Source organism: Pedobacter sp. GQ55, assembly GCF_059758925.1.
Map to the genome: position 1 here is coordinate 117,587 of NZ_JCAXEI010000004.1, position 18,508 is coordinate 136,094.

Below are 18,508 nucleotides of genomic sequence, written 5' to 3' on the forward strand. Positions count from 1 at the left end.
AACGGTTATTTGTCTATTAAATTAATTTTATCCTGAGCGGCATTTAAAATAGCTACTGTGGATTCTACTGAGTTTAAGGCACTCAGCACCATGTCATCAATTACAGCAGCGATTTCTGCCCAATTGCTTTTCTGAGGCAGTGTTTGGGCGCATTCATGCAATTGCGCTAACTTGTGGTAATAGGGGATGATCTCATTTACCGCAGCATCTTTCCAGGTAGAAATGCGACAACCTATACCTCCTTCAAGGGTCAGGAGTTTATCATTTTCTTCATTCACCGCAAAACGGATAAAGTCGTAAGCAATCTTTTTATGTTGACTGCCAGAACCAATTGTATATAACCAATATACGTTTAATGAGGCAGACTGACATCCTGATGTGACAGGCAACAAGGTAACGTCCACCTTTCCTTTAACCTTCGATTGGGCATCTACTTCGCAAACTGAGGCAAAACCAAACCAATTGATCATCATAGCTACCTCCCCTCTTGCAAATGCAGCACCTGCTTGTACAGAATCAAATTTCTCTGAGCCTGGATGGACTGCATCCTTGTCTTTTACCATTTTCCGATAGAACTCAAGTCCTTCAATGGCTTGTGGGCTATGAACTTTTATGCTTCCATCCCCCTCTACCAATGTTCCGCCCCTGCTCCACAATTGAAGGCAAAAATCAAATACAGTATTGTGCCCATCAGGATAACAGGCAAACACAGTTCCATATAAATTCTGTTCAGGGCGATTAAAAAAATGAGCTACCTCAAGAAAATCCGGCCAGGTTTGAGGAACAGTTAGTGGTCTTCCATATTTAGCTAAGTATCTTTGCTGCTCGGCTGGATCATTGAATAAGTCTTTTCTATAGATCAAACATTCCGGACCATCGTGAAAGGGCAGACCGGCAATATGCTCGTCAAATTGCTGAGATGCCAAAAGAGATTTGGTCCAGCCGTTGGGAAATGCAGCCGGAGGACTGTCCTCGATATAAGGCTTCAGGTCTTCAAAGGCCGATCCGGTATGTCCCTGGTATAACCAGTCGGTATTGATATGTGCCACATCCCAATCTCCATTTTTCAAGCCATTATTTGTCAGTGTGCTTTCATGAAGTTCATGCAAATCCAGAGAGATCAGCTCTGCCTTTAACCGACATCCAGAATAAAGACAATACTTATCCCATATCTTTTGCATAGTGGTTTCAAACGGACCGAATTTACGAACAGCTATTTTGAACACTTCATTATTACTCATCGATACTTGTTTTTATGGTTACAAACTGGTTAATGATCTGTTCATTATCCTCTCCCAGTTTAGGTGATCCTTTGGCCGAAGTTAACAACTCTCCGTCAATCCTGATTGGACATCTGGTCGTTCGATAGCGATAACCATCATTCATTTCCACCTCCTGAATCATATCCAGCGCTTTAAAGCCATCATGTACCATCAGCTGATCCCAGTTAAGTACGTCCGCACACCAAATATCCGCAGGTTCCAGAACGCCAAGCCAAAACTCAGTATTTCTACTTTGCAGATGATCAGCTAAAATTGATTTAATTTCATCACGGCTGGTAAAAGCTTCAGCAGGATCAGCAAAGGCCCCCAGTGCTTCACATTTCAACAGAACCGACAGTACCGGTATAGATCCCATGGCCAATGCCAGGAAACCGTTGGCAGTTTTATAAATTCCGTAGGGTGCTCCTAAATAAGCATGTGCACTATTTTTTGCTGTACGCTCAGGAAGTTCTCCGCCATCATTCATAAAGGTCGTAATCGTTTCAAACTGGAAATCGTAGGCAGATTCTATCATACTCACTTCCACCATCCCCCCGGCACCATTTGTTACCTTACGAAATAAACACGCTAAAATACCCTGAGCCAAGTGGGCCCCGGCAAGCATGTCAACAATTGACAGGCCCATGGCCACTGGTCCACTATCTGCATTGCCGGTTAACCAGGTTAATCCAGTAACTGATTGTAACAATAAATCCTGGCCAGGCTTACCCTTTCCCTTTCCTTCATCTCCGTAACCAGACAGCGAGGCATAAATAATATCCTTATTTATCTTTTGCACTGAAGCATAATCGAACCCTAACCTTTCCATCACACCAGGACGAAAATTGTGAACCATCACATCTGCCCTGATCAGTAAATCCCGAACCATTTTACAATCATCTGGATTCTTTAAATCTACCTCAAAACTTTCTTTGTTTCGATTTATGGCATGAAAAACTGAAGATTCCCCGTTCATAACCACGTTAGAAGTATACAAACTGCGACAAATATCACCTACACCTAAACGTTCTATTTTAATTACCCTCGCGCCCATATCAGCTAGTCGTAAGCTTGCAGACGGGCCCGACAAAAACTGACTAAAATCTACCACCAAGTATTCTTCCAGAGGTTTCATATTCTATTTCAATTCAAATTCTATGTTAATCTTATCATTATCCGCACCAATTTTTGGTGCAGCCTTTCCTGCAAACAATTTCTGGCCATCAATCTGCATTGGTATTCTTGTGGTGTCTAATTCTCTGCCATTTCCCAGATCAAGTTGCTGACGTATTTCCATACGCTTAAAGGCTTCCAAATCTGTAGCAGCTCTATAATCCAACACCGGGGCACACCAAATATCCTGCGATTCCAGTAAGCTCAGCCAATGCTGATTGGTGTTATTTTTGAATGCTTGTCCAAGCAACAGCAACAGCTCATCCCGGTTTTCGAATGAATCAGAAAGGTCAGTATATACACCCGAAATGTCACAGTCAATCACCTGACTGATCTTATTCAAATCACCCATCGCTAAGGCAATATAGCCATCACTGGTTTGATAGGTACCATATGGAGCGCTCAAATAGGCATGTGCACTGCCCCTCACCTTACTTCTTTGGGGCATTTGTCCACCATCATTTAAGTAAGTAGTAAGTACCTCAAATTGTATATCCAAGGTCGACTCCAGCAAGCTCACTTCCACCAACACACTTTTATTCGTCTTTGCCCGCTTAATCAATGCTGCAATAATTCCTTGCGTAAGGTGGTTACCGCACATAATATCTGAGATCGCTAACCCAAAGGGAACAGGTCCGTCTTCACTACTGCCAGATAAATAACTCAAGCCGGAAACAGCTTGTATCAGCAAATCCTGTCCGGGTTTATTGACCCATGGACCTTCATTGCCATAACCGGTTACTGTTGCATATATAATTTTAGGATTTATTGCTTGAACTGATAGATAGGCCAATCCAATTTTCTCCATTACCCCTGGCCTGAAATTATGTGTCATCACATCAGCTTTGGCAATTAGTTTCTTTATCGTCTCCAGATCTTCAGGATTTTTCAAATCTGCAGCGTATGATTCTTTGTTGCGGTTGATGGTATGAAAAAGCAGGCTATCGTCCTCAATAAACAGATTTTTAATGGCCAATTGCCGACAAGCATCTCCTGTAATCGGACGCTCAATTTTAATTACACGGGCACCAAGGTCGGCCAGCTTTAATCCAGCAGACGGGCCGGCAAGAAATTGACAAAACTCTAAGACTAAAATTCCTTCAAGTGGTTTTCTCATGATAATTGTAAGCTTCTTGATTCCACATAAAGTTTATTCATCTCCTGCAGAACCTGCAACTCGGCCCCACCATTCATCAGATAATCCCTTACAATATCTCCGGCATGATCCTGAAAAAACATATGCCCATGGTAACGCGGACGAAGGAAGGCGCGTTGCAAAGCAGGTAAGGTATTGCTAAAGAAATTGCTTGATTTACCATTTACCTCAGCATTTGTCCAGGCACCTAAATGGCCAGGCTGACCCCCATTTTCGAAGAAAACAGTCTGCTGACAAGTCACAGAAGCTACATATTCTGCGTATTTTACAGCTACATTTATATGTTCAGAATTTGCAGACACAGCCAATCCTGTACCACCCAATGTGCTACGTAAATTATTACGGCCATCTAAAGTAATCATATCATGAAAATGCAATAGTTTACGTGCATATCCATTTCTCGAATAATTGGAGTAACCGTAAGCAAAAGGACAATAAGCAATATCATCACTCAAAGTCATCGCCTCATACACTTGAATTGGGTTTCTCCCAAAATTAACAGGATGAATTTTAGAAGCGAGTTCACGATACATCTGTAACGCCTGAACTCCAGTTTCCTGAGTAACAATCAGATCCTCTTGCTGACACGGATCTTCACCCAAAGAGCAGCAAAAAGTGTAGAAATTCATTAGCACGTCAATCGGAATTCCTGCAAAAGCAACCAATCCCCGGTCAGCAAGTGTTAATAAATCAGTAAATGTTTTAGGCAAGGTAAAGCCATGCTTTTCAAACAGATCCGGCCTGCTCGATGCTACCGATGTCGCCGCATCAATTGGCAATGCCCATTGGTGACCATCATACGCATAACTTTCATAAGAATGTCCTACACTGTTTGCCCTCTGATCATCTAAATAGGCATTGGAAAGATAGGTATCTAAAGGCAATATGGAGTCTGTTTTCGCAGCAAACCCCGCCCATGGATGATCTATCACCAACAAATCAAAGTGCCTGGCAAGCTCTTGTATAGAAAAATCAGCAAATTGCTGTAAGCTTCTTTTTTCCCAGGTAATCTCTACCGATGGGTTTAATTCTGAAAACCGTTGTGCGGTGGCAACCATGGGTACAAATCCCCTGCTATGGTTCCACGTTATTCCTTTTAAACTAATCCTGTCAGTCATGACCTCTTTCTTATTTTTTCCCTTTTACACTAATAGATACTGCCGATGATTGCAGCCCGGCAGATGTTGCTGTTAATTTTAATGTTCCGATTTTGTTTTTTGCTTTAATAATTGCCAAACAAAGTCCGCGGTAGGCCTTTCTGCAATTGGCTTTAAAAGGCTCTAAACTTGCTTGAAATCCGTTATCCACGCCCGCAATGGTCCCCTCCCCATACAGTTTAAACTGAATCAGGTTATCTGCATCCGGCACCAGATTTCCTTGCGCGTCTAAAATCCTTACTGTTACAAAAGAAAGATCCTTTCCATCTGCAGCAATTTCAGCCCTATCTGTTAACAGTTCAATTTTTGCAGGCTCACCAGCGGTGCTAACTTCTTTTATCAAAACAACCTTGCCTTCTTTTTTAGATATGGCTTTTAATGTACCAGGCTCATAATTTACTTTCCAGATAACATGAAGATCTTCGCCCTGTTTTGATCTTTTACCTAATGATTTCCCATTAAGAAATAGCTCAACCTCATCTGCATTGTTGTAATAAGCCCACACATCAACTGTTTTTCCAATAGTCCAGTTCCAATGTGGAAACAAGTGCAATACCGGTTTATTAGTCCACTCACTTTGATACATGTAATAAGCATCCTTAGGGAAACCCGCCAAGTCCACAATACCAAAGTATGAACTCCTTGCCGGCCATGGATATGGCAATGGCTCGCCTAAATAATCAAATCCTGTCCAGACGAACAATCCGGAAACGTAGTCATATTTTTTTGCTTCTTTCCAGGTTTCTTCATGTGTAGAACCCCAATAAGCCGAAACATTATCATAGGAAGAAGCCGCGAATTCAGCATTCCCATCCGTAAATTTTGTTTTGCCATCCTTAGGCCAACGACGAATGCTATCCGATGGCATATCATAAAAACCGCGGGTGTCTAAAGAGGAAGTTGTCTCTGTTGCCAAAAACTTCTGCCCCGGATAATTTTTGGGGAACTCCTTATATAACTTATGGTTATAATTCAGGCCATATATATCTAATGCTCCCGACTGATAAATAAAATTTTTGTTGGAGTCTGTCTCCGTTAATGCCGAAAGCACTAAACGTGTAGTATCCAGATCTTTTACCACCTTCACCAACTCTTTAGTCATTGCTACTCCCGCACTATCAAACTGCTCGCGTATCTCGTTGCCTATGCTCCATAGTATGATAGAAGGGTGGTTTATGTCCCGTTTTATCATATCCTGTAAATCTGTGGTATGCCACTGCTCCCAGTTTAAATGATAATCTTTGGAATTTTTCTTCTTCTTCCACATGTCAAAGGCTTCATCCATGACCAAAAAGCCCATTTTATCACAAAGATCAAGTAGCTCAGGTGCAGGTGGGTTGTGCGCCGTACGGATAGCATTACAGCCCATTTCCTTTAATATTTCTAGCTGGCGCTCCATTGCCCTCAAATTAGTGGCCGCTCCTAATGCACCTAGATCATGGTGCATACAAACACCAAGTATTTTTAAATATTCGCCATTTAGTGAAAAGCCTTTTTGCGCATCAAAGTTAAAATAGCGGATACCAAATGAGGTTTGGTAATCATCGGATAGTTGTTTATTCGAAAACACCTGCGTTACAACCTTGTATAAGTTAGGTCGATTCACCGACCATAATTTCGGATTATTTACGGTTACACTCTGTGCTATCTCGGTTAGCGTATCATTCAGCAAAACATCATTAGTTCTAATAGTTGCAGCCAAATTTCCGTTCGCATCATAAACCTGCGACTGCAAGTCTATTTTCTCGTTTAACCTTTCCCCACTTCTGATCCTCGTTTTAAGATTTACATGCGCTGTAGTTTTGCTTACCTTTGGCGTAGTTACAATCGTGCCCCAATGGTCTACGGCTATCTTTCCAGTACCTGTTAACCACACATTTCGATAGATACCGGATCCTGAATACCACCTCGAGTCAGGTTGAGCCGAATTATCTACCCTAACGGCAATTACATTTCGACCTGGCTTTAAATATTTTGTTAACTCGTATCTAAAAGAAATATAGCCGTAAGGTCGTTTCCCTAACCAATGACCATTAATCCATACCTCACTATTCTTATATACCCCATCAAAGTCTATATAGACCTTCTTTTTTTGAAAAATCTTAGGAAGCACAAACGACTTCCTGTACCAGGCAATTCCTGTTGGTAAGCCTCCACCTTCAGGCTTGGCGGGATTTTCGATATCGAACTCCCCTTCGATACTCCAGTCATGTGGCAAATTCAACTTTCTCCACCTTGAATCGTTAAAGTCAGACAATTTCGCTGCTGCATCGTCTCCAAGAAAAAAATTCCAGCCCGAATTAAAACTTTCATTTACACGAGATTGACTGTAAGCGCCAAAACCAATACTCATTATTAATAAAAGCAATACCAGGTTTCTTTTTAAGATCATACTTTTATAATTAACTTATCTAACATCTGCGCTTACAAACTCAAGTTCACTCAGGCCCAAATCCTTAGAGGTTGCCACGGCTATACCACGCTGATCTTTCTTATTTACAGCGCAATAAAAATGGTATACCACCCCTTTATGCTTTAATACGAATGATTTATGCGCATACAATTCATCATATGTTGTTGAGGATTCTATAAGGTTATCCCCTGTCCAGTCTGTCCAGTTTATTAAATCTTTTGAGGCTGCAAAACGATTGAATGCCCCCTTTCTGTCCAACCAGAAAGCGCCAAAATAAAACATTACCCAGGTGTCTTTAATTTTCTGAATCACTCCATCACCTGTAATACCAACCGGGTGATGGACCACGGGGTCTTTTCCAAACCTCTTCCAGTTTTGCATGTCGTCAGAAACTGCCATTCCAATACGTTCATACCATCTTGTTTTTTTGTTGTTAACCAACGAATCTCCCACAGCATTGTAGTACATCACAAAAGGATAGCCGGTAAGTCTTTTCTTATCTTCTATCACCGTACTTTTGAAGAGCTTATTACGGTTTTCCCACCATCTTACATCCGCATCGGATGAACTTAACACTGGTTTTTCCAGTCGCGTCCATTCTTGTACTATTGTCGGCTGCTTAGTGGTATATGCCATTCCAATAGACAATGGTTCTACCTCATAACCACGTTCTTTACCTCCAATGTAAGACATCCAGTACTTCCCATTAAACTTACCTAATCTGTAATCGCCACCCCATTTGGTATCGGTTAAAGCGTTATAACCTGCCTTTTGATTATCATCCCAATTGCCTCTGTCAGAGAAAGACATCAAGCGTCCCATATTTTCCCATTTCAAAAGATCATTGCTTTTTGCCAGCCAGGTCTCATAGCCACGACCGCCATAAACTAAATAAGTCATGTACCAAATATTTCCCTCACGAAATATAGTCGGGCAATCCATTTTATGATGATTATCTGCAGGTACCATAACCAGCCCGTATTTATAAGGTGTTTTTACCACTTCATAAATCTGTTGCATTGTAGCCTGAGGTATGCTGTTCTTAACCGATTGAGCTAATGCCGTTGACGACAAGAAAAAAATGATGCTTAAAAACCAATTGCAGTTCATCATAAAAACTATTGTACCTTAAATTTATAGCTACCCGAACCAATATGCAAAACAGCTCTTCCCCTTTCAAAACCAGCTGTTGTAATCTCTTTAATACGATCAATGTTAAGTTCGTTTTCAGTAATCCGTTGTTGAGCTGTAGCTGGAATATAAACCGTGGCTATTGCATTCGGTGGAACAACCAGCTTCAATTCAAAAGCACTCGCCGATTTGACCCAATCTGTGGAGATTTTGCCATATGGAGATATATAGGTTGTCTTGGCACTGGTTAAGTCTCCCACCACTTCAGGATAAATTTTGATATGCTTAAAAGCAATAGATTCATCTTCCTGCCTAATTCCCCCCACACCACTATAAAACCATTCCATAAGGTGCCCCAACATAAAATGATTATTGGAAACCGATGGCAACGCAGCCCATGATTCAGTTAAAGCTGTTGCCCCTTTGGCTAACTGATAGCCATATCCTGGGATATCTGTTCTGCTGTTCATATCAAAGATCAGATCCGATCTTCCTTCGTCTTCCAAAACCCGCAATAAATACCGGTATCCAATATCTCCTGAACTGAGCCCATTATTACGGCTTCTTATGTCCTTAATAATATTCTCAACAACAGCATCCTTAAATTCAGGTTCAACTAATTTCATGTAAACCGCCATAGCGTTAGCTGTTTGGCTCCCCGTTGCATATTGCTTGGTATCTTTATTAAAGAAGGTTTTATTAAATGATTTGCGAACCTCCAGCGCCTCACGCTTATACTGATCAGCGTCTGCAGCCCTACCCAATAATCGGGCAACCTTCTCCATGATATTTAGATCATAATAATAAATTGCTGTTCCGGTCACTCCCATTGGTGTAAGCTGAGATACGCCTGGCGGGTTGGGGCCAAGGTCATACCAATCGCCCAAACCCTGCGAAAGGATATGGTCTTTAGCTTTTGTACCCAGATAACGAACATAGCTTTGCATCATCGGGTAATTTTCGGTTAATGCATGTTCCTCTCCATACCACTGGTATAAATACCATGGGATTAGAATGCTGCTGCTGCCCCATTCCGGAGAATCCCGGAACATCCCATTACCATATTCAAATTTCACATACTCTGGTGAAATTTCAGGAACCAGCCCTTCTTCGGTTTGTGAGCTTCTCATATCCTGCAATGCCTTCTTAAATAGAAGTGCAACCTCATAATTATAGCGCACAGAGCTACCCATTAAATGAAGTTCTTCCAGCCATCCTAATTTTTCGCGGTGTGGACAATCGGTAAACACACTCATCATATTGCTCTTTATTGCCCAGTTGATCAATGTATCGGTTCTGTTAAACAGATCGTTTGAATTTACAAATGAGCCTGCAATACCTGCCCCATTCCGAATATGCAGACCATTCAATTGTATCACCACAGGTTTATTCGCAACATTGGTTTCATTAGGTGGTACTCCCCCTGTTACCTGAAGATATCTGAAACCGGTATACATAAATCTGGGTCTCCAGGTCTCTATGCTGCCACCTTTTAAGATGTACTGGAAATAAGTGGGCGCTCCTGTTGCTTTCTGGTTTACTGATCCATCTGCCTTTAAGAGTTCGGCCGGACTAATGCGAATGGTGTCCCCTTTTTTGCCCTTCACCTTTAATTCTATAATACCTGAAGCATTCTGACCCAGGTCATACACCCAATCTCCAGTTTGTACAAGCTTTACTGATTTAGGCTTAAACTCATTGAACACCCTAACCGGTTCTGCTTTCTGTGAAACCAAAGCCGGCCCCTTCACTACAATTGCTTTTTTCCAACGCTTGTCATTATACCCGGGTTTGTCCCAGCCCATATGTTCCAGATTGGCATCATAGTCTTCCCCCCCGTAAATACTGGAAAAGGTAATTGGCGAAGCAACCGTTTTCCAGTTTTCATCACTAATTATATCAGCTGATGTTCCATCTTTATACTCAATTGCCAAACGGCAGATCATTTTAGGATAACCAAATGATGCCCTTAATTTTTTATATCTTCCTTTAATTGGTGGGATATAATAAAATCCATTACCTAGCATCACTCCAAAGGCATTCTGCCCATATTTCAACTGATCAGTCAAATCAAAAACAACATATAATGCTTCTTTGTCATACTTGGTCCAGCCTGGGTCCAGGAAATGATCACCAACCTTAGCACCATTCAAATACAACTCAAAATGACCAAGACCAGAAATGTACATCGTAGCCTTTTTAATCCCTTTATGAACATTAAAATCTTTGCGTAAAAGTGGCAGCACATTATTTCCCGTAGGCTGATCTTTTTTGGTATCAAGAGGCAGTGTGGAGACCAAAGAATCTGCCATCTTTTCATAACCAATCCATTGGGCACCTTTCCAATCTGAGGCAAGCAGAAGTCCCATTTGCCAGCTATGGGTTTTAGACCAAGCCGAAACATTATTTTTATTATCCCATATCTTTACCTTCCAGAAATAGGTCTTGCCAGACACTAGCGCCCTACCCTTATAACTAACCTGTAAAGATTTGCTGGACTGAATTTCCTTAGAATCCCAAACGTTCCCAATATTTTTATCTAAAGAGGTCTTATTATCCGATACAATAATCCGATAAGCAGACTGTAGTACATTTCGTTGTTCAGATGCTATTTTCCAGCTCAATGCCGGATTAGACGTCTCAACTCCCAAAGGATTATTCTTATATTCACAATGCAATTCATCAATACCCAGCTTTTGCGCACAAACAGGGAGCGACAAGAGTAATAAACCAAGAAAGTATATGAGTTTGCTCATTCTGTTGACAAGGTTAACACCTGTTATAATTAGATTAATCATTTAATCATAAGAAGCACAGGATGTCAGTTTATAAATGGTTATTAATTCAAATATAAATATTTATTTCAAATATGAAAACATATATTTAGATAACTTTTATAAGTTATATCAAAGAATGATGAATAGAAACCATTTAGTATGTTTGTTTACAAAAAAATTAGACGCTAGTTTGTATGAAGGACAAAGAAATTAAATATCAGGCCCCCGCACTGGATAAAGGCCTTGATATTCTTGAATACCTCTCCGCTCAATCCATCCCACTTTCTCAAACCGAGATTGCAACAGGTCTTGATAAAAGTCCGAATGAGATTTATCGAATGCTAATGAGTTTAGAAAGTCGTGGTTATATATTAAGAGATGAGGTTTCAGGTAAATACAGGCTTTCTTTAAAACTCTTTTACCTCTCTCACAGACACTCTCCTGTTGATGAATTACGTAAAGCAGCACAGTACCCACTCGAAGAACTGGCCAACCAGGTAAGACAATCCTGCCATCTCAGTATATTATATATGAACCAGGTCATGGTCATCATTCATGCAAAGAGCCCAGGACCCATTGCTTTGTCTATCGAAGAAGGTAATTTATTCCCACTTCCTTTAACGGCTTCAGGAAGGGTATTTCTTACCTACATGCCAGATACTGAGCGCGAAATTGTGTTAAACAGCAATCAAATCTATATTGGATACCCAGATAAAGAAAAGAAAAAATTCCTCAATTCATTATTGGAAGTACAGTCCAAAGGAGCATATATTCGAAACAGTGACCTTGCTGATGGCGTAATCGATGTTTCCGTTCCAATTGGCAGAAGTAATACAGGAATTATTGCTTGCCTTACAGTTTCCAGCCTCACTGCCTTAAATGTAAATATGGAAATGGGTAATGATGAAATTCTTATTGAAGCTAAAAAATGTGCAAAAAAGATTGAAGAAAGAATTGGAGTACCTACACTTTAATGATAGCTATGCTATTAATCACACATGAACAGCCCCGGATTGAAATGATGATCATTTCAATCCGGGGCTGTTCAAATATTATTAAATTCAATCTGTACAACAAGGTTATGGTTCTCTTACCTCTGTTAAATCTGCATAACCCCTCATTATGGAAACATCTTCTGAGTGCACCAAAAATTGGCGTCTTTGAGCAGAAAATGTGTATGTTATGTGAAAAATCCCTCTCACCTGCAACTCGCTATTGCCGTTATATCTGAAATAGGCTGGTTTTTGATCTGTTGTAGTGAGATTATTTTCGGGTTCTGCTTTATGTGCAGAAGTATCAGTATCAGAAGTAAATTGTAGACCTTGTCTTTTTTGTCCGCAGCAGTTCATAGTATTAGTTTTTAAGGGTAATTAGATTTTTTCATAATTATTTGCTCTAAAAATATTGCCGCTGCCGAAAACGACAGGACCAATAATATGCGCTCGATCCAATTGTTACCGAAATAAACTCCTATGGGTAGTGCTACCCAAATAGACAAACAGAAGAAACAGTCCATTAACGAACCAAAAAAGCTTTTACCTGCTAGTTTTCTTAGTTTATAAATTACATCAAAAGGGCCATCTTCAGCCTGTATTAAATGGGTAACACGCCAAACCGAAAGAACAGAAATTAGAAACAAATAAGCTGTCATTGCTCTTTGTGTTTATGGTAAACGTTCTATAGCTACACCAGCGCTTACAATATAGTTGCCGGCATTTGCACCTGATCCATAACCATTAGTTGTTCTTTTTGATGCTGTTAAGCCAATTGAAACGGTTGCATAACTTTCAGTAGGTTCAAGCCATTTTCCTGTTGGAACAGGTAAGGGAACAAAAGTAATTTGGTGCGAAATTGAATCTCCAAATTTGCTTACATCTGCCGTACCGCGATAGCCCGGACAATTATTAGCTTCGTTATTAGCTGGATTATCGCCATGTAAAATGCTTGGTTCAGGCATTGAACTTCCTAATCGTTTTACTTCAAAACCTGCAGAGGTACCACATTTTCCGATAGATAGATCGTAATGATCCTGAAATACAGAATTAGGATGCGTTTCGCAAGCTTTAAATGTAACGTTTAGCGGAGTGTTTAAGTAGGCCTCTTTAATGCGATACAAATTACATTCTGCTTTTATAATGTTTACGCCATCGGCATCAAACCAAACATTATCCAGACTAAAGCCAAGGGAATTATTATCAATATACATGGCAATCATATCTGTAGCGCCTGGAATATGGTTTCCTGTAGCATCGTAACCATCCATACGGAAATAAACTGTTCCGGGTGCCGAACCCTGATAAATTCCCGTATTTAATTGTATTAAGCGGTTTTTATCATACGGTATCCACGGTATACCGGCTTCAATTTGAGCTTCTACGTTTAAGTAATAAGGCACTTTAATTGCCGGCCCGCCATCAACTTTTAGTGGTATAGTATCATAAGAGCCTATTAATTTGGGCAGTAAATCTAAGCCAAAGCCTTGAAATAGATAGCCCATATAACCTTCCGTTACATAATTCCATGAGCTGAAGGGTTCCGACATGTTTTTGCTATATCTAATGGTATAAAAGGCAATTATTGGATCACTAGGTTTCCTTTGTGTATTATACAAACAACCTTTTACATCCACTGTACCCGCCCAGGCTGCACAATCTATATTCAAACCTGCCAAAACATTATGGCTGCTCATGCGGCCATCGGCATGTAAATGGTTTTCTAAGGCAGCAGAATTTCTATCCATAGCAGCGAAGGCAAAACTTGCGGTACTATTTTGGTTACCACCTATGATTACATTACCTAATGAACCAATCATATTGCCGTTAAAACAATTAAAAGGTTTAGGTATAACCGATGCCGGGATACAAATATCAATACGCTTAATTCGGCTTACATTAAAGTAGCAGGCACTTTCATATAAGACAGGCGCGCCTACAGTAGATCCTGGGATACTTACAATCAGATCTGGCATCACCTGCGCTGCAAGGTCTTCGCCACTGGCATAATCAAACAGTTCGTCAAATACATCGGTAAGCGTATGTTTATAATGGAAAATATAGTTACCATTCATATCGGTAATGGCAAAGCCTAAATTTCTATGCTCTCCGCTACCCGTGTATGGGTTTCCAGCTTTTTCAGCAGCGGTACGGTCGTATTCTTCAAAATTTAAGCTGATGTTTTTGCCATCAGCGATGCTGCATCCAAAACGGGCATTATCAAAAACACCAACAATGTCGCGTCGGGCCAAACTGAGCGTATTACTAACATTGGTATCTAATTGTATGGTCTTGGTGTATTTCAGCGTGCTCTCGAATGAAATATTTTCAGTACCTTTTAAACTCGCGGCTCTTGTATCAATTGCCCTTTCTTCGTTTTCGATGCTAAATAAATCAGCCACACGACTCGGGGTTTGCCTGTCATCCGTTAAATTAATCATAAGGGGTCTAAACGGACCCGGATCTGGTGGATTTGGGTTTACAATAACCGGTGGAATACGTTCGGGGTAATATTTCTCTATCACTTCACGTATTCTAGGATTTTTTAACGCCTTTTCGAAAGCATAAATATTATCAATAACAAAATGACTGCGATAACACGGATTATAAAGACAAAGCCCACTATAAGTACTTACATGGCCGTAGGCTAAATAATCCTGATAACCTGCTGGAGTAAAGCAGGTAAGTACCAAATCATCGAAATCCTGATCACCTCCCCCATCATTAGACTGAATTTGAAACTGGTAATTGCCCCCCACTTTGGTTGGGAATTTAATTCGGGCAGCAGAGTTTTGAAAACCCGTACCCGGATTATGTTGGATGTTAAGCGTCCACATGGCACCGCTTACGACCACATCGGCCGCACCGACTGTACCCTGATAAGTGCCGTTTCCGCTTGTAGCACCTTGTACTACAAACTGCTGTTTAAAGGTTGCGTTTTTGGCCGTAACACGTATGGTCCAATTGCCTTGCATGGAAATATACATAGTTTTGATTATTTTAATAGCCTACTCTATCATCGGATTTTCGGCTGACTCCGCTATTTGATTTTAGATACACTCAGACTTACAGCCGTTACCCTATTTAGCCTGCTGAGTGTAATTTGGAGAGCACGTCTTAAATATCTTCCTCTGTATCACCATCATTAGGGCAACAGCGATATTCTTGTGATTTTTCGAGTAGTTCTATTTGTTTTCGTAAAAGTTCATTTTGTAAATGGATGCGTTCTCTTGCTGCGGGCTCGCAGGTGTTACATTCATCCAAACAGCCCTTCACAATGACGCCGGCAGTTGGCAAAGAGAATTCCATCGAAAACTCAAATTTCTTCCGGTAAGCGGCTGATATTTCACCTTTATCATCTAAAACATCTGCCGCGACCAGGTCTTTGTTTAGTTCTTTTAAAGCCTCTTCGCGCATGGCAGGTGTTATGGTCGGATTTACAAAAGCAAAATTTGTAATTCCCGAAACACCAATCAGTTTCTCTATGCTTACCAATTCAAATTTTACCACTTGTTTTTTATTCATCCGATAAAAAAAGTACGAGATGGCATGACAACCATTAGGATTTGAAAACTCCCTGGAAGAAGATTCGAAATGATCTTCTGATTGGCCTTCCCCATGTACTTTAGTAGCTACCTCGCCAATCGAAATGGAGTGCGCTTTATGTGTAGCATTTACAGCCTGGGTTGCCGAAGCGCGCATGTTGCTGCTCTGACTGTTTAAATAATCAAGTGTAGAGGAACTGTTGTGGTTTTTGGTTGAGTTGCTATTAGAATCTACACCTGGGCTAAATGGATTAATATCTATACTGCTGCTAGAGCCACCACTAAAATCCCAATGGTCTTTATTTTCGCTGCTTTGATTTCCCGATTGGTTGTTTTCCATATCAGAAAAATAGCTTTGCGACGCTGTCATAAAGTATTGTTCTTCGGATATCTGTTCAGAACGATAACTTAACTGAGTGCTTGCATCGTAAGTAAATTTGCTTCTTCTGTCGGTTGTAACCAGGCGCACTTTTTCGCCAGGCAACAAGGTGGTGGTGTAAACCGGATCACCCAGTACATTACCTATTGTGCATCGGCTTAATTTAAAGCTGATTAATAATTGGGCCACCAAGGCAGTTTGCCTATCCTGCCCTTTTATAGCCAATGGATAATTTAATGTGCGTGTAAAAACCAATACATCGCAATTGCTGTCTTTTAACAATTCCGGACAGCAGGGAATTTTTGAGGATTCATGTTTACTTTCCATCTTTTAATTTTTTTAGTCAAAACCTACCTGGCAATTAAATGATCCTAAGAGCGCTTTTAGATTTATTTTTTTGATAGACTAAAGTTCTGGTGAATACTGGCGATGGACAAGGTAGCCTCCACGGGTTTTTGCATGCGTGTTAATACGTATACGTCATGTGGCTTTTACGCAATTATTAAAAAAAGGCCCTTAATCGCGACTAAACACTTGAAATACAGTTAATAATATTTAATTTTAGTAAACCATACTAAACGAATCTTATAAAATGGAAACTCAAAACAGACAACACCCTATTGATGGTACCGAAGGCGATCCTATTGATATAAAGATTGCCGCCGCCTGGACAAGGAATTATCGTATCATGAATCCAAATGAAACGATTTCACATTTTTTTGGCAATCAGATTTTGCAGCAAATCCTTGAACAGCCCGAATGCTTAGGCATCCGTATCTATTATGCCAATGAAGTAAGGCTAAATTGGATTCAGCGTATTTTTGTTGCCATAAGCAATTTTTTGCGTTGGATTGTTGGTGCATATGGCGTTAAGCACCTGATTTTGGTAGGTAGCGATAAAGATGGTATAGATCAAATACCTGAACAAGTGCCAACAATAACTCCAGGGGACCCACAAAAACCAATGATGGCTATGTCTTTTAAAGCAGCAGCTCCCACTATAGCCGAACAAGCCTCGCCATGCCCGGGAGGTGCCGGTTGTCCGGAAAATGCACTGACCAAATAAACAAGTTAAAGAATTAACGATGTCACCGCAGCTCCTTTTGCAAAACTTATCAAGCTTGTCAGCACTTTTGCCCATAGCAGCGGCAATACTTAACTATAAGCACTTAAATCAAGTGCAAAAAATTGCCGCTGTTTTTTTTATAATATCGGGTCTGTTCGATTTTAGCTTGCTACTGGTAAGGCACTTTAATATAACATTAATTACCAGCGGAGGGAAAGCCAATAATGCACCCTTAATTCATTTATTTATATTGGTAAGCATTTTGTTTTATGCGCTAATGTACTTTCATTCATTTAATAATTTTTTTTTCAAAAAGCTTTCAATCGCTCTTGCCGTAATAACCGGAGTGCTAATTTGTATCAATGCATTTTTTATAGAAGGTCTATTAAAGTTTCCTTCCATCGGAAATACAATTTTAAGCGTAACCTTAATTTTATTATCCCTGCTGTATTTTTGGCAACTACTTGATCAGGTTGAAATCGTTCGTCTCGAAAAGCAGCCCATGTTTTGGATTAGTGCCGGGGTTTTATCGTATTGCTGTATCAATATTTTTCTATTTATGCTCATGAGGTCTTTAGGGTCGCTATCTCCAAACTTCTGGACCATTCACTCCATAATTAATATAATAGCTAACCTTTTATTCGCAATTGCTCTATTTTGCAAACCACAGAAAACGATATAACCGAAGTACTTATTATTGGTACGCTTGTAGTAGTTTTACTGCTGGTATTTTTGTTTTTGTTCGTAATTCTTTACCAACGAAAAATGTTAAAATACCAGGAAGAAAAACGTAAAATGCAAGCCGAAACGCAAAACAGTTTCTTACAAGCAGTTTTCCAAACGCAAGAAAGCGAACGCAAACGCTTATCTATTGATTTACACGATAGCGTTGGACAGGTGCTATCGGCCATTAAATTAAACTTGCATCGCATCGATAAATTATCTGGCAATGCCGAAAACGCATCAACCCTGTTGGCCAGTACCCGTAAATTAACCGACGAATGTATACAAGAAATACGCAACATCATTCACAATGTTTTGCCCGCTGTTTTAATCGATTTTGGATTAACCGATGGCCTGAAAGATCTGTGCAATTACGTACAGCAAAATACAGGCGTGGAAGTAAACTATAGCCAAAATTTAAAAGGGGAGCGTTTTAAACCCGAAATAGAAATTACACTTTACCGTATGATGCAAGAGTTGTTTGGCAATGCAATAAAACATGCACAAGCTTCGGCAATTGATGTTTCTTTAAGTAAAGAACCGGAATTGATCCGCTTAGACTTTAAAGATAATGGTATCGGTTTTAATAAAGACACTATAGTACATGGTTTTGGTTTAAAAAATTTGCAAAGCCGCGCACAATTAATAAAGGCCGACATTAAAACCCATTCAGTAATTGGAAAAGGGACACAAACCACTATTACTTTAAACATTAACGAACTTAATAATTAACT

General features: G+C 40.2%; 14 protein-coding genes. 3 read left to right on the forward strand and 11 right to left on the reverse strand.

From position 1 onward, the window contains the following. Positions 1-5: 5 nt before the first annotated feature. Genes AC6CH7_RS13245 through AC6CH7_RS13275 form a run of 7 tightly spaced genes read right to left on the reverse strand, consistent with a single transcriptional unit; the run spans position 6 to position 11,048 of the window. Positions 6-1,241 (reverse strand): extracellular solute-binding protein, encoded by a 1,236-nt coding sequence (locus AC6CH7_RS13245; RefSeq protein ID WP_498263189.1) that lies wholly within the window; start codon positions 1,239-1,241, stop codon positions 6-8. Then, positions 1,234-2,397 carry a CaiB/BaiF CoA transferase family protein gene (locus AC6CH7_RS13250; protein ID WP_498263190.1) on the reverse strand — a complete coding sequence of 388 codons (1,164 nt, stop codon included), beginning with the start codon at positions 2,395-2,397 and terminating at the stop codon, positions 1,234-1,236. Before AC6CH7_RS13250 ends, AC6CH7_RS13245 begins: the two co-directional genes overlap by 8 nt. 3 nt (positions 2,398-2,400) lie before the next feature. After that, positions 2,401-3,552 (reverse strand): CaiB/BaiF CoA transferase family protein, encoded by a 1,152-nt coding sequence (locus tag AC6CH7_RS13255; RefSeq protein ID WP_498263191.1) that lies wholly within the window; start codon positions 3,550-3,552, stop codon positions 2,401-2,403. Beyond that, positions 3,549-4,709, reverse strand: coding sequence for an ABC transporter substrate-binding protein (locus AC6CH7_RS13260; protein ID WP_498263192.1), 1,161 nt, complete (start codon positions 4,707-4,709; stop codon positions 3,549-3,551). Before AC6CH7_RS13260 ends, AC6CH7_RS13255 begins: the two co-directional genes overlap by 4 nt. Before the next feature lie 10 nt (positions 4,710-4,719). Further along, positions 4,720-7,140 (reverse strand): beta-galactosidase GalB, encoded by a 2,421-nt coding sequence (gene galB, locus AC6CH7_RS13265; protein WP_498263193.1) that lies wholly within the window; start codon positions 7,138-7,140, stop codon positions 4,720-4,722. A gap of 15 nt (positions 7,141-7,155) precedes the next feature. Continuing rightward, the gene (locus tag AC6CH7_RS13270; protein WP_498263194.1) at positions 7,156-8,274 is read right to left on the reverse strand and encodes a glycoside hydrolase family protein; all 1,119 of its coding nucleotides are present in this window, start codon (positions 8,272-8,274) and stop codon (positions 7,156-7,158) included. Positions 8,275-8,279: 5 nt separating this feature from the next. Next, positions 8,280-11,048: a family 78 glycoside hydrolase catalytic domain gene (locus AC6CH7_RS13275; protein ID WP_498263195.1), complete on the reverse strand. Its 2,769-nt coding sequence runs from the start codon at positions 11,046-11,048 to the stop codon at positions 8,280-8,282. Positions 11,049-11,263: 215 nt separating this feature from the next. Between AC6CH7_RS13275 and AC6CH7_RS13280 the strand changes: the two genes are divergently transcribed. Further along, positions 11,264-12,043 (forward strand): IclR family transcriptional regulator, encoded by a 780-nt coding sequence (locus AC6CH7_RS13280; RefSeq protein ID WP_498263196.1) that lies wholly within the window; start codon positions 11,264-11,266, stop codon positions 12,041-12,043. 105 nt (positions 12,044-12,148) lie between these two features. On the opposite strand, the gene AC6CH7_RS13285 is transcribed toward AC6CH7_RS13280, so the two are convergent. The 4 genes from AC6CH7_RS13285 to AC6CH7_RS13300 form a co-directional block, all read right to left on the reverse strand. After that, positions 12,149-12,418 carry a hypothetical protein gene (locus AC6CH7_RS13285; RefSeq protein ID WP_498263197.1) on the reverse strand — a complete coding sequence of 90 codons (270 nt, stop codon included), beginning with the start codon at positions 12,416-12,418 and terminating at the stop codon, positions 12,149-12,151. An 11-nt stretch (positions 12,419-12,429) separates the two neighbouring features. After that, positions 12,430-12,720 carry a DUF1360 domain-containing protein gene (locus tag AC6CH7_RS13290; protein WP_498263198.1) on the reverse strand — a complete coding sequence of 97 codons (291 nt, stop codon included), beginning with the start codon at positions 12,718-12,720 and terminating at the stop codon, positions 12,430-12,432. Between the two features lie 12 nt (positions 12,721-12,732). Then, a complete protein-coding gene (locus AC6CH7_RS13295; protein ID WP_498263199.1) occupies positions 12,733-15,048 on the reverse strand; it encodes a hypothetical protein in 2,316 nt (771 codons plus the stop codon). 130 nt (positions 15,049-15,178) lie between these two features. Beyond that, positions 15,179-16,312, reverse strand: a complete 1,134-nt coding sequence (locus AC6CH7_RS13300) for a hypothetical protein (RefSeq protein WP_498263200.1) — start codon at positions 16,310-16,312, stop codon at positions 15,179-15,181. A gap of 265 nt (positions 16,313-16,577) precedes the next feature. Between AC6CH7_RS13300 and AC6CH7_RS13305 the strand changes: the two genes are divergently transcribed. Beyond that, a complete protein-coding gene (locus tag AC6CH7_RS13305) occupies positions 16,578-17,051 on the forward strand; it encodes a hypothetical protein (protein WP_498263201.1) in 474 nt (157 codons plus the stop codon). A 657-nt stretch (positions 17,052-17,708) separates the two neighbouring features. Next, positions 17,709-18,506, forward strand: coding sequence for a sensor histidine kinase (locus AC6CH7_RS13310; protein WP_498263202.1), 798 nt, complete (start codon positions 17,709-17,711; stop codon positions 18,504-18,506). The last annotated feature ends 2 nt before the right edge of the window (positions 18,507-18,508 follow it).